Consider the following 11,949-nt stretch of genomic DNA (forward strand, 5'->3'; position numbering starts at 1 on the left):
TGGCTAAGCGTTATGCAACACAGTACTTACGCTCGGTTCGGTTGAGGCGTCAGACGCAAATAGGGTTTGACCGCCGTGTAGCCTTTTGGAAATCGTTGCCGGATCTCTTCTTCGTCCTTGAGCGAAGGAACGATCACCACATCGTCACCGTCCTGCCAGTTGCCTGGCGTGGCTACCTTGTGCGAATCGGTCAGTTGCAGCGAGTCGATTACCCGCAAAATCTCGTTGAAGTTTCGCCCGGTACTGGCGGGGTAGGTAATCGTCAGGCGAACCTTCTTGTTCGGGTCGATGACGAACAGCGAGCGTACGGTCAGGGTATCGCTAGCGTTTGGGTGGATCAGGTCGTACAGATCCGACACCTTGCGGTCGGCATCGGCAAGGATCGGGAAATTGACCACGGTCTGCTGGGTTTCGTTGATGTCTTCGATCCAACGGTGATGCGAGTCCACCGGGTCGACCGACAGTGCGATGGCCTTGACCCCGCGCTTGGCAAATTCATCCTTGAGCTTGGCCGTGAACCCCAATTCGGTGGTGCACACCGGGGTGAAGTCGGCAGGGTGCGAGAACAGCACGCCCCAGCTGTCGCCCAGCCATTGGTGAAAATGGATTTTGCCTTCGCTGGAATCCTGTTCGAAATCCGGGGCGATATCGCCGAGTTTGAGGCTCATGGGATGCAGCTCCTGTGCTGGGGTGCCTATGGAATGAATGTGCCTGAATTTCATCAACCTTAAAAAGAATAAATAAAGCTTTGTTAATGCTTTTTATGCATAACAAATTTCACTCACAAAAAAGCCTCGCATCAAGCGAGGCTCTTTATGTGGCTACGGCTTACAGGAAGTTGTAAGTGTAGTTCACGATGAAACGGGTCTGGTCCTGATCGGCCACCGAGCTTTCACCGGTGCCGCGGTAAACACCGTGGCGCAGGCTCGCACCCAGGCCTTTGAACGTGCCTTCCTGGATGACGTAGTCGATCCGGGCGTCACGCTCCCACTCGCTGAAGTGGCCATTGCCGCTGGCGTTCTTGCCGTCTTCACCCTTGAGGTAGGAAACCGAAGCCTTCAGGCCCGGTACGCCGAGGCGCGCGAAGTCGTAGGCGTATTGACCGAAGGTGGTGTTCTCACCGGCCTTGGCGAACTGGTTGATCATGCTGTCGGTGAACAGGTAGAAGCTGGCGCCGCCGGCGCCTTCGAGCGAGGAACGCGAACCGTCCTTGCGCACGCTACCCTGGTTCAACCAGACGAAACCGCCGTCGTCGTTGACGCGCTGGTGACCGAGCATGAGCGAGTGACCACCCAGGGTGTAGGTGAACATCGCCGACCAGGTCTTGTTGTCGACCTCGCCAGGCGTCTTGGCAAAGCCGCCGTTGTTGTTGAAGGTGTAGCCCGAGTCGCCGTTGCGGCCGTCGCTGCTGCTGTTGAAGTAGCGCAGGTCAGTCTTGAACGACTGGTCGTCGGCGATCTTGAAGACGTGGGTAGCGCCCAGGAAGTGCTGCTTGTAGAAGTCTTCCAGGTTCGAGTAGTAGTACTGCAGGGTCAGGTCTGGGGTGAGCTTGTAGTCCAGGCCGCCATAGCGGAACTTGTTGCTGTCACGGAAAGCGCCGTTGACCGACAGGCCGGTGCGGTTGCTCGAGGCGCGGCCCATGGCGTGGGTCAGCTGACCGGCGTTGATGGTCAGGTTGTCGATTTCCTTCGACTGGATGGTGCCACCTTCGAAGGTCTGCGGCAGCAGACGGCCATCGTTGGAGACCAGGATCGGCAGGTTCGGCGCCAGGGCGCTACCGTAGTGGACTTCAGTCTTGGAGAACTTGGCCTTGGCGTTGGCGCCCAGGCGAGCCCACTGGCTCACGGCAGAGCCGTCGGAGTCGCTCGGGAAGAAGCTGCTGTTGTCAGGGTGTTTGCCACGGCCGCCGTCGAGGTGGATACCCCACAGGGCCTGGGCGTCTACACCGAAACCAACGGTGCCCTGGGTGAAACCGGACAGGTAGTCCAGTTTGAAGCCCTGGCCCGATTCACGGTTGTCGGCGCCACCGTCACGGTTGTCGCCATTGAAGTACATGGTACGCGAGCTGACCGACAGCTTGCTGTCTTCCACGAAACCGGCAGCACCTGCTTGTTGGGCGAGAACACCCAGTGCCACGGCCATGGCCAGGCTGGACTTGTACATGCTTTGCTCCTCTACGTTCTAATTTTTGTGTATCTCAGGCGGCCGGGTCTATTGCCCCGCTCACCATGGATGGGCGATTTAGTCCTAAAGCGTGACCCTTTAGTCAATCATTTCTAAACGTTTCGCGACTTTGGTCTAAGGCGCCAACCTGGGCTACAGGATAATGACAATCCTATAAATCCAAAATGACTGTTTTGTGAATCGGTAAGACTTTTAAGGAATATGTAAGGAACCATTACTGCATTTTGTTGTAGCAAATGGGCTTCTCATAACCCCCGGCTATTTGCAATCGTTTGCTCATAACCTCATTCCAATTGGATCTATAGGGAGGCTGAGCCTAGCAGCGTCGGCTGACTTTGCCATTGCGCGTGATCAATCATCGACCAAGGGTGCCAAATGAGCGCTAAGCTAATTCTTAAAAGTTATTTATTTTTAATTTTTTAGATCAATTAGCCTTATCTCACGCATCCCTTGCCCGATGAGAGCTCACCATGAACCCGCACCGCACCCTGCGAATTCTCAGTACCCTGGCGCTTGCTGGCGCCAGCTGGATAGCCCAGGCGTCAGACTTGACGGTGGCCTATCAAACAACGGTCGATCCTGCCAAGGTGGCGCAAGTCGATGGCGACTATGAGACGGCGACCAAAGCCAGCATCGACTGGCGCAAGTTCGACAACGGGGCCGATGTAATCACCGCCGTTGCCAGTGGGGATGTGCAGATCGGCTACCTGGGCTCCAGCCCATTGGCAGCCGCCGCAACCCGCAAGCTGCCGATCGAGACGTTTTTGATCGCCACGCAGATCGGGGCTGGCGAAGCCTTGGTGGTGCGCGACGCGATCAAGACCCCTCAGGATCTGGTGGGCAAGAAAGTCGCCGTACCCTTCGTGTCGACCGGGCACTACAGCCTGCTGGCAGCGCTCAAGCACTGGAACATCGATCCTGCCAAGGTGCAGATCATCAACCTGGCACCGCCAGCGATCATCGCGGCATGGAAACGTGGCGACATCGACGCGACCTATGTGTGGGACCCTGCGCTGGGCGTGGCAAAGGAAAGCGGCAAGGTGCTGATCACCTCGGGCGAGTTGGCCAAGGTAGGGGCCCCCACCTTCGACGCCTGGATCGTGCGCAAAGACTTCGCCTCCAAGCACCCCGACGTGGTCAGGGCTTTCGCGCAGGTCACCCTAGAGGCGTATGCAGATTACCGAAAGGATCCGCAAGCCTGGTTGGCGAACCAGGACAACGTCGCCAAGTTGGCCAAGCTGTCCGGCGCCAAGCCTTCGGACATCCCGGTGTTGCTGCAAGGCAACGTCTACCCGCTGGCCGCAGACCAGGCCAGCGCCCTGGGCACGCCTACTACCCAGGCCCTGACCGACACGGCCACGTTCCTCAAGCAACAAGGCAAGGTCGAGGCCGTACTGCCGGACTACAGCCCTTACGTCAGTGCCCAGTACCTCCCCCACTGAATTTGCAGACAACCACAGGAGCCTGACATGGCCTTGCTTGAACTGGAGCGCATCAGCGCACAGTACCCGGGTGCCGCGAGCCCGGTGCTGGCCAACATCACGCTGAGCCTAGGGCCGCGGCAATTGCTGGTGGCGCTCGGGCCCTCAGGCAGTGGCAAGACCTCGCTGCTGAACCTGGTCGCAGGATTCGTCAGTCCCAGCGCGGGACGCATCACGCTCGACGGCGCTCCTGTGCAGGGGCCAGGTGCCGAGCGTGGCGTGGTCTTTCAGGACGATGCCCTGCTGCCCTGGCAGAACGTGCTGGGCAATGTCGCCTTTGGCCTGGAACTGGCCGGTGTGCCACGCGCGGCACGTGAAGCCAAGGCACGCGAGATGCTTGCCCTGGTCGACCTTGCGGATTTCGCCGAGCGGCGCATATGGCAGCTTTCAGGCGGCCAAAAGCAGCGCGTGGGCCTGGCCCGTGCATTGGCAGCCGACCCTGGCGTACTGCTGATGGATGAACCGTTCGGTGCCCTGGATGCGTTCACCCGCGAGCACATGCAGACGCTGCTGCTGGATATCTGGCAGCGCACCGACAAACCCGTATTGCTGATCACTCATGACATTGAGGAGGCCGTGTTTCTCGCCACTGAACTGGTGTTGCTCGCACCCAACCCAGGGCGCATCGTCGAGCGGCTTGAGTTGGACTTCGGCCAGCGTTACGCCAACGGCGAGTCGCCGCGGGCGATCAAGTCCGACCCGCGCTTCATCGAGGCTCGCGAGCATGTGCTGGCCCGGGTCTTTTCCCACCGTCAATCCCCGGAGCGCGCATGAGCAGCCTTGATATGCCAGCGGCCAGTGAGCCCACTGTTCAATCAGCACCTGCCGCCCGCCGGGCTCGTCTGCTGCCCACCCGCTGGATCAGCGCATTGACCCTGGCCAGCCTGGTGTTGACCTGGTGGCTGGTCACGGCCGCCGGGTGGGTCGAGCCCCTGTTTCTGCCCTCACCTGCTGACATCATGGCCAAAGCCTGGGTCTTGCTTACCCAGGGCTACATGGACGCCAGCCTGTGGCAGCACCTTGGCGCCAGCCTCGGGCGTATCGGCACGGCATTGCTGGCTGCGGTGTTCACGGCCATTCCGGTGGGTATCGCCATTGGGTATAGCCGGGTGGCACGGGGCATTTTCGACCCGTTGATCGAGTTCTACCGGCCCATCCCCCCGCTCGCCTACTTGCCGCTGATCGTCATCTGGTGCGGGATCGGCGAGTTGTCGAAGGTGCTGCTCATCTACCTGGCGATCTTCGCGCCCATCGCCATCGCCACTGCCACGGGTGTGCGCACCACCGACCCTGCCAAGCTGCGGGCCGCGCAATCGCTGGGCGCGACCAGGGTCCAGCTGATTCGCCACGTGATTTTGCCAAGCGCGCTGCCCGACATTCTGACGGGCATTCGGATTGGCCTGGGCGTCGGTTGGTCGACGCTGGTGGCGGCCGAACTGATCGCCGCCACCAGCGGCCTTGGCTTCATGGTGCAGTCGGCCGCGCAGTTTCTGGTCACCGATGTGGTGGTGCTGGGCATCCTGCTGATCGCGCTGATCGCTTTCGCGCTGGAGATGAGCCTGCGCGCGCTGCAACGCCGACTGGTGCCCTGGCACGGGCAAAGCCACTGAACCCTACCGCTCGTGCGCCCGCCAGGGCGCCTGCCTCAAGAGACCGACATGAGCCTGACCATTACCCCACTCAGCCCGGCGCTGGGCGCACAGATCAGCGGCGTGGACCTTGCCCGCGACATCAGCGACGAGGTGCGCGATGCCATCGAGCACGCGTTGCTTCGCCACCAGGTGCTGTTCTTCCGCGACCAGCCCATCACCCCCGTCCAGCAGGCGCGTTTTGCCGCCCGCTTTGGCGACCTGCATATCCACCCCATCTACCCCAACGTACCCGGCACGCCCCAGGTGCTGGTGCTCGATACTGCGGTCATCGACGTCCGAGACAATGCCGTCTGGCACACCGACGTGACCTTCCTACCGACACCGGCCCTGGGCGCAGTGCTCAGTGCCAAGCAGTTGCCGGCCTATGGCGGCGATACCCTGTGGGCCAGTGGCATTGCAGCCTTCGAGGGATTGTCAGCGCCACTGCAGGCGATGCTGGTCGGGCTGACGGCGACCCACGACTTCACCAAGTCATTCCCGCTGGAGCGCTTTGGCACCACGCCACAGGAGCTGGCGCGCTGGGAGCAGACCCGGCGCGAGAACCCGCCGCTGTCGCATCCGGTGGTGCGCACGCACCCGGTGAGTGGGCGCCAGGCACTGTTCGTCAACGAGGGGTTTACCACACGCATCAATGAGCTGAGCGAGCTGGAAAGCGAAGCGCTGCTCAAGCTGCTCTTCGCCCACGCCACCCGGCCGGAGTTCACGATCCGCTGGCGCTGGCAGGAAAACGACGTGGCGTTCTGGGACAACCGCGTCACCCAGCACTACGCGGTGGATGACTACCGGCCAAGCCGGCGGGTGATGCACAGGGCAACGATCCTGGGCGATGCGCCCTATTAACGAGAGGGATGGCCGATGCCCCAGCCCTGAAAGGTCGAACCTGGTGGTTCGCCTTTTCAGGGCTGGTCTGGCGCGGAGGGTCAGCGCACCAGGTGCAGGAACTGCATGTGCCGTTCGTACTGGTCGAGGATGTCGTTGATGATCTGCTCCTTGCTGTAGCCCACCAGGTCGTAATTCTGGCTGCCTTCGCTGAGGTAGACCTCCGCCCGGTAATAGCGGCGGTTCTTCAACTCATGGGCACCCAGGCCACCACGGGCGAACGAGGGCGTGAAGTAACCGCGCATCTGCACCTGGTAGATGAACGGCTGCTCATCGCCATGGCCGACTTTCAAGCTGACGTTGTCATGGCTCGGGTCGTCCTGGGTGATCAGCACCAGCCCTTTCTGCTCGAACACCTCACGCACATCGGCGATGGCCGGGCGCACCACATCGTCCATGAACCGGTACACCTCGTCCCGCGAAGGGAAATGCACGGCCTGGCTCAGGCGCTGGCGCCAACCCCCACGGCCTCGGCGCGACTGGGCGAAGGGAGCCAGCGAATGCATCTGCGCGATCTGGCGCTGCGACTCCAGGTAGAAGGCCTTGTGCAGCCCCCACATCATGCACAACAGGATCAGCGAGAAGGGCAACGAGGTGAGCACCACCGCCGACTTCAGCGAATCGATGCTGCCGGCGAACAGCAAGGCACTGGTCACCAGCGCCGTCATGGCACCCCAGAAGATGCGCAGCCAGTTCGGGCCGTCCTCGTCGGCATCGCCGCCGGTGGCCGACAGCGTGGACAGCACCACGGTACCGGAGTCTGCCGATGTCACGAAGAACACGAAGCTGACGAACACCGTCATGGCGATCACCGCCTTGCTCCACGGATAGGTCTCCAGCAGCAGGTACAGGCTCATCGACGGGTTGTCCAACGCGGCCTGGCCCAATGCGGTCATGCCGTGATTGATGACCTGGTCCAGTGCGCTGTTGCCGAAGATCGACATCCACGCCAGGGTGAAGCCAAGCGGAATCAGCAGCACACCGAAGACGAACTCGCGAATGGTCCGCCCACGGGAGATGCGCGCGATGAACAAGCCCACGAATGGCGCCCATGCGATCCACCAGGCCCAGTAGAACACCGTCCAGCCGCCCAGCCACTCACGGTTATCGCCATAGGCATAGACATCGAAGCTCTTGCGCGGCAAGGCGCCCAAATAGTCGCCCAGGTTCTGGATAAGGGTGTTGAACAGGTGCTGGGTGGGGCCTGCGAACAGCACGAAGAGCAAAAGCGCACAGGCCAGGAACAGGTTGATGTCGCTCATCACCCGTACGCCTTTTTCCACACCGGCTACTGCCACGGCCACCGCCGCGCCCATCATCAGCGTGATCAGCACCACCTGCACCCACTGGCTGTGGCTGATGCCGAACAGGTAATCCAGGCCGGCATTGAGGTGCAGCACGCCAAAGCCCATGTCGGCCCCCAGGCCGAACACCGTGGCGATGATGCCGAAGCCGTCGACCGCATAGCCGATAGGCCCGTTGATGCGCTTGCCGATTAACGGATAGAGCGCAGAGCGCAAGGCCAGCGGCAGATTGTGCCGGTAGGCGAAATAGGCCAGCGCCATGCCGACGAAGGCAAAGACGCCCCAACCATGCAGGCCCCAATGCAGGAACAGGATCTGCATTGCCTGCCGGCCCGCCTCAACCGTGCCCCCTTCACCCTGGGGTGGTTGCAACATGTGGGTAAGCGGTTCGGAGACGCAGAAGAAGAACAGCGTGATGCTTATCCCCGCAGCAAACAGCATGCCCGCCCACGACAGGTAGCTGAATTCGGGTTCGTCGTGGTCGGCACCGAGCTTGATCTTGCCGTAGCCCGATACGGCGGTGACCACCACGAAGACCAGGTACAGCGTCATTGCCAGCATGTAGTACCAGCCTACCGTGTTGGCAGCCCAGTTCTGCGCCGCCAGCAACCACTGGCCCGCACTTTGCGGATTGGTAATGACCACAAGGCCGAAGATAAGAATGAAACTTGCCGCGAAATAGAACACCGGAGGGTTCATGCGGATCTTGCCAGGGGCAAGCGAAGGGGTCGGTGCACTCATCGCGTGTGCACCTCGTCAAAGGACGAAAGACGCATAATTAACGGGTTCAGCAAAGGAATCCTCCTGATGAACACCGGCAGCGGACCAGCGTTTTTTTAATTGAACAAGCGTTCAAGTTAAACATGGTTTGAGCCTCATTGCGAATTGAAGCGCCGATTGGTAATGCCCTGGAAGCACCCTTCGGCCAGCCTGACTTGCCCCTGCGAAGGGGCATTTAACGGTCTGGTGCCTGCCCAAGGCACGCCTAGGATCACTGTTTATCCTGGCAATCGAGCTGCAGGTTGGCCTGGGTGATGTTGCTGTGCGGCGGTACGCTACGCGTCAACCACACGTTGCCACCGATGGTGGAACCCTGCCCGATGGTGATACGCCCCAACACGGTGGCGCCGGCATAGATCACCACGTCGTCCTCGACGATCGGGTGACGGGCCAAGCCCTTGTGCAACGTGCCGGACTCATCGCTCGGGAAGCGCTTGGCGCCAAGGGTCACCGCCTGATAAATCCGCACGCGCTCGCCGATGATCGCAGTTTCGCCGATGACCACGCCGGTACCGTGGTCGATGAAGAAGCTTGGGCCGATCTGAGCCCCGGGATGAATATCGATACCCGTCGCCGAATGCGCCAGCTCCGAACTGATCCGTGCCAACAATGGCAGCCCGGCCGTGTACAGGTGATGGGCCAGACGGTGGTGGATGATCGCCAGGATGCCGGGATAGCACAGCAACACCTCATCGACACTGCGCGCCGCCGGATCGCCGTGATAGGCCGCCAGCACGTCGGTATCGAGCAGCACACGCATGCCTGGCAGCGCCGCGGCAAAGCCCTGGATCAGCTTCAGGGCATGGGCATCGACACCCGCCAGGTCCTCCTTGCCTTGCCGGGCGGCGTAGCGCAGTTCCAGGCGTGCCTGCACCAACAACGCATTGAGCGCGGCGTCCAGGGTATGGCCGACATAAAAATCCTCGCTCTCCTCGCGCAGGTCCACCGGGCCGAGACGCATAGGGAACAACGCGCCGCAGAGCTGTTCGAGGATCTGTCGTACCGCTTCGCGCGAGGGCAGTTCCCGGCCACCTTGCTCGCCGCTGCTGCGGCCATTGCGGGTGCGCCATTGCTCACGGGCACCGCGCAAGCCGGCCACGATCCCCTGCAGTTGCCAGTGCCCGGAGGCGGGTTGTTCGCTCACGGTGTGTTCTCCTGCCTTTTAGGCTATCTGTTCTGTTGTCGATGCCGTCATTCTACGGGCAAGCCCGTGGACCAGGCCCTCATCTCTACCTCTTTGCACTGCATCGCAAGGCAAGGGCGATGACAGCCATGCCGTCCTCGCCTACCCTCAAGATCAATGGACAATTTCCAAACGCATAAATAGGCAAGGTGCGATAATTTTTGACTATTTCCTGCGTTGCGCATCCAACCCTATAGTCGCCATCACTTCATTCACAACACGCTCGGGGCTCAGACATGTCGAAGTTCGCCAAACCGCTACTCAATGCCAGCCTGGCCCTGTTGCTGGGCACGGGCCTGCTTGGCCAGGCCTTTGCCGGCGAAGAGTTGAAGACCATCCAGGAAAAAGGCGTGATCAGCGTCGGCCTCGAAGGCACCTACCCGCCGTTCAGCTTCCAGGATGAAAACGGCAAGCTGACCGGCTTCGAAGTCGAGCTGTCCGAATTGCTGGCCAAGGAACTGGGCGTGAAGGCCAAGATCCAGCCGACCAAATGGGACGGTATCCTGGCTGCGCTGGAGTCCAAGCGGCTGGACATCGTCGTCAACCAGGTCACCATCTCCGAAGAGCGCAAGAAGAAATACGATTTCTCCGAACCCTACACCGTCTCGGGTATCCAGGCGCTGGTGCTGAAGAAGAAGGCTGACCAGCTCGGCATCAAGGGCGCTCAGGACCTGGCAGGCAAGAAAGTCGGTGTAGGCCTGGGTACCAACTACGAGCAATGGGTCAAGCAGGATGTGCCCAAGGCCGAAGTGCGGACCTATGAGGACGACCCCAGCAAGTTTGCAGACCTGCGCAATGGCCGCATCGATGCCATCCTGATCGACCGCCTGGCTGCGCTTGAATACGCCCAGAAAGCCAAGGACACACAACTGGCGGGCGATGCCTTCTCGCGACTGGAGAGCGGGGTTGCCATGCGCAAGGGCGAACCTGAACTGCTGGCCGCCATCAACACGGCCATCGACAAGCTCAAGGCGGACGGGACCCTGGCCAAGCTGTCCGAAAAGTACTTCGGTGCTGACGTCACCCGATGATCGCTGAAAGCCTGCAACTGGTCGCCGACTCCGCACCCTTCCTGCTCAAGGGTGCGGGTTACACCGTGCTGCTCAGCGTAGGGGGCATGTTTTTCGGATTGGTGCTGGGCTTTGCCCTGGCGTTGATGCGTTTGTCCAAAGTGCTGCCGCTCAACTGGCTGGCACGGATATACGTATCGTTCTTCCGAGGCACGCCCCTGCTGGTGCAGCTGTTCGTCATCTACTTCGGCATGCCCCAGATCGGCATCGAGCTCGACCCGATCCCCGCCTCGCTGATCGGGCTGTCATTGAACATGGCCGCCTACATCTGCGAGATCCTGCGCGCCGCGATCTCTTCGATCGACCGTGGGCAGTGGGAAGCAGCGGCCAGCATCGGCATGACCCGCGTACAAGCCATGCGCCGGGCGATACTGCCCCAGGCGCTGCGCACCGCGTTGCCGCCGTTGGGTAACAGCTTCATCTCGCTGGTCAAGGACACCGCGCTGGCCGCCACCATCCAGGTGCCGGAACTGTTCCGTCAGGCCCAGCTGATCACAGCACGTACGTTCGAGGTGTTCACCATGTATGTGGCAGTGGCCGTGGTCTACTGGGTGCTGTGCAGCATCCTGGCCTACTTCCAGAACCGCATGGAAGCGCGGGTCAACCAACATGACCAGGAGCACTGAGCATGATCGAAGTCAAAGGCCTGACCAAACGCTTCAAGGGCCAGACCGTGCTCGATGGCATCGATGTGACGGTGCAGCCGGGTGAAGTGGTAGCGATAATCGGCCCCAGCGGGTCGGGCAAGACCACCTTCCTGCGGTGCTTGAACCTGCTGGAAACGCCCGATGCCGGGCAAATCAAGATCGGCGCCATCAGCATCGACGCCAACCGCCCCCTCGGCCCGCAACACAGCGCCATACGTCGCCTGCGCCAACAAGCTGGGTTTGTGTTCCAGAACTTCAACCTGTTTCCCCACCGCACGGCCTTGGAGAACGTCATCGAAGGGCCGGTGATCGTCAAGAAAACACCGCGCGACCAAGCGGTGGACCTTGGCCGGCGTCTATTGGCCAAGGTGGGCCTGGCAGGCAAGGAAGACGCCTATCCACGTCGCCTGTCCGGGGGCCAGCAGCAACGGGTGGCCATTGCCCGTGCCCTGGCCATGGAGCCGGAGGTGATTCTGTTCGATGAACCCACCTCGGCGCTGGACCCGGAACTGGTAGGCGAAGTCCTGGCGACCATTCGCAGCCTGGCGGAAGAAAAACGCACCATGATCATCGTTACCCATGAAATGAGCTTCGCTCGCGACGTGGCTAACCGGGTCATCTTCTTCGACAAGGGTGTGGTAGTGGAGCAAGGTGAGGCCAAGGCGTTGTTCGCGGCCCCGCAACAGGAGCGAACGCGGCAATTCCTGCGCAAGTTTCTGGGCACGGCTGCTTCTGAGTAAGCCTGCAAAGCCAGCCCGCGCTGTAGTAG

General features: G+C 61.1%; 11 protein-coding genes. 7 read left to right on the forward strand and 4 right to left on the reverse strand.

The window, feature by feature from the left end; genetic code table 11:
- Window positions 1–26 precede the first annotated feature (26 nt).
- Together ACF8R3_RS01645 and ACF8R3_RS01650 are read right to left on the reverse strand one after the other, a co-directional pair.
- Window positions 27–668 carry a peroxiredoxin gene (locus ACF8R3_RS01645; RefSeq protein WP_078477819.1) on the reverse strand — a complete coding sequence of 214 codons (642 nt, stop codon included), beginning with the start codon at window positions 666–668 and terminating at the stop codon, window positions 27–29.
- A 160-nt stretch (window positions 669–828) separates the two neighbouring features.
- Window positions 829–2,163 (reverse strand): OprD family porin, encoded by a 1,335-nt coding sequence (locus tag ACF8R3_RS01650; protein ID WP_058604713.1) that lies wholly within the window; start codon window positions 2,161–2,163, stop codon window positions 829–831.
- 491 nt (window positions 2,164–2,654) lie between these two features.
- Between ACF8R3_RS01650 and tauA the strand changes: the two genes are divergently transcribed.
- Genes tauA through tauD form a run of 4 tightly spaced genes read left to right on the forward strand, consistent with a single transcriptional unit; the run spans window position 2,655 to window position 6,157 of the window.
- Window positions 2,655–3,626, forward strand: a complete 972-nt coding sequence (tauA, locus tag ACF8R3_RS01655; RefSeq protein WP_392514720.1) for a taurine ABC transporter substrate-binding protein — start codon at window positions 2,655–2,657, stop codon at window positions 3,624–3,626.
- 27 nt (window positions 3,627–3,653) lie between these two features.
- The gene (tauB, locus tag ACF8R3_RS01660; protein WP_392514721.1) at window positions 3,654–4,439 is read left to right on the forward strand and encodes a taurine ABC transporter ATP-binding subunit; all 786 of its coding nucleotides are present in this window, start codon (window positions 3,654–3,656) and stop codon (window positions 4,437–4,439) included.
- Window positions 4,436–5,275 (forward strand): taurine ABC transporter permease TauC, encoded by an 840-nt coding sequence (gene tauC, locus ACF8R3_RS01665; protein WP_078477816.1) that lies wholly within the window; start codon window positions 4,436–4,438, stop codon window positions 5,273–5,275. Before tauB ends, tauC begins: the two co-directional genes overlap by 4 nt.
- 48 nt (window positions 5,276–5,323) lie before the next feature.
- Complete coding sequence (gene tauD, locus ACF8R3_RS01670) at window positions 5,324–6,157, forward strand: taurine dioxygenase (RefSeq protein ID WP_392514724.1); 834 nt, start codon at window positions 5,324–5,326, stop codon at window positions 6,155–6,157.
- Window positions 6,158–6,237: 80 nt separating this feature from the next.
- On the opposite strand, the gene betT is transcribed toward tauD, so the two are convergent.
- Window positions 6,238–8,199, reverse strand: a complete 1,962-nt coding sequence (betT, locus tag ACF8R3_RS01675) for a choline transporter BetT (RefSeq protein WP_178091243.1) — start codon at window positions 8,197–8,199, stop codon at window positions 6,238–6,240.
- Window positions 8,200–8,491: 292 nt separating this feature from the next.
- Window positions 8,492–9,424 (reverse strand): serine O-acetyltransferase EpsC, encoded by a 933-nt coding sequence (epsC, locus tag ACF8R3_RS01680; protein ID WP_027914137.1) that lies wholly within the window; start codon window positions 9,422–9,424, stop codon window positions 8,492–8,494.
- 275 nt (window positions 9,425–9,699) lie between these two features.
- Here epsC and tcyJ point away from each other — a divergent pair, with 275 nt between their 5' ends.
- From tcyJ to tcyN, 3 genes are read left to right on the forward strand one after another with little or no spacing between them, the layout of a single operon-like run.
- Window positions 9,700–10,494 (forward strand): cystine ABC transporter substrate-binding protein, encoded by a 795-nt coding sequence (gene tcyJ / locus ACF8R3_RS01685; RefSeq protein ID WP_058604706.1) that lies wholly within the window; start codon window positions 9,700–9,702, stop codon window positions 10,492–10,494.
- Window positions 10,491–11,159: a cystine ABC transporter permease gene (gene tcyL, locus ACF8R3_RS01690; protein WP_023535780.1), complete on the forward strand. Its 669-nt coding sequence runs from the start codon at window positions 10,491–10,493 to the stop codon at window positions 11,157–11,159. The genes tcyJ and tcyL overlap by 4 nt, the downstream gene beginning before the upstream one ends.
- A gap of 2 nt (window positions 11,160–11,161) precedes the next feature.
- Complete coding sequence (gene tcyN, locus ACF8R3_RS01695) at window positions 11,162–11,920, forward strand: L-cystine ABC transporter ATP-binding protein TcyN (RefSeq protein ID WP_058637062.1); 759 nt, start codon at window positions 11,162–11,164, stop codon at window positions 11,918–11,920.
- Window positions 11,921–11,949: the final 29 nt, after the last annotated feature.

This window comes from Pseudomonas sp. FYR_7 (assembly GCF_043106155.1).
GTDB lineage: Bacteria > Pseudomonadota > Gammaproteobacteria > Pseudomonadales > Pseudomonadaceae > Aquipseudomonas > Aquipseudomonas parafulva_B.

Excerpts from the sequence above, each read along its gene's own strand:
- ACF8R3_RS01645 (WP_078477819.1), bottom strand. The coding sequence starts at position 668 with ATGAGCCTCAAACTCGGCGATATCGCCCCGGATTTCGAACAGGATTCC.
- ACF8R3_RS01650 (WP_058604713.1), bottom strand. The coding sequence starts at position 2,163 with ATGTACAAGTCCAGCCTGGCCATGGCCGTGGCACTGGGTGTTCTCGCC.
- tauA (WP_392514720.1), top strand. The coding sequence starts at position 2,655 with ATGAACCCGCACCGCACCCTGCGAATTCTCAGTACCCTGGCGCTTGCT.
- tauB (WP_392514721.1), top strand. The coding sequence starts at position 3,654 with ATGGCCTTGCTTGAACTGGAGCGCATCAGCGCACAGTACCCGGGTGCC.
- tauC (WP_078477816.1), top strand. The coding sequence starts at position 4,436 with ATGAGCAGCCTTGATATGCCAGCGGCCAGTGAGCCCACTGTTCAATCA.
- tauD (WP_392514724.1), top strand. The coding sequence starts at position 5,324 with ATGAGCCTGACCATTACCCCACTCAGCCCGGCGCTGGGCGCACAGATC.
- betT (WP_178091243.1), bottom strand. The coding sequence starts at position 8,199 with ATGAACCCTCCGGTGTTCTATTTCGCGGCAAGTTTCATTCTTATCTTC.
- tcyJ (WP_058604706.1), top strand. The coding sequence starts at position 9,700 with ATGTCGAAGTTCGCCAAACCGCTACTCAATGCCAGCCTGGCCCTGTTG.
- tcyL (WP_023535780.1), top strand. The coding sequence starts at position 10,491 with ATGATCGCTGAAAGCCTGCAACTGGTCGCCGACTCCGCACCCTTCCTG.
- tcyN (WP_058637062.1), top strand. The coding sequence starts at position 11,162 with ATGATCGAAGTCAAAGGCCTGACCAAACGCTTCAAGGGCCAGACCGTG.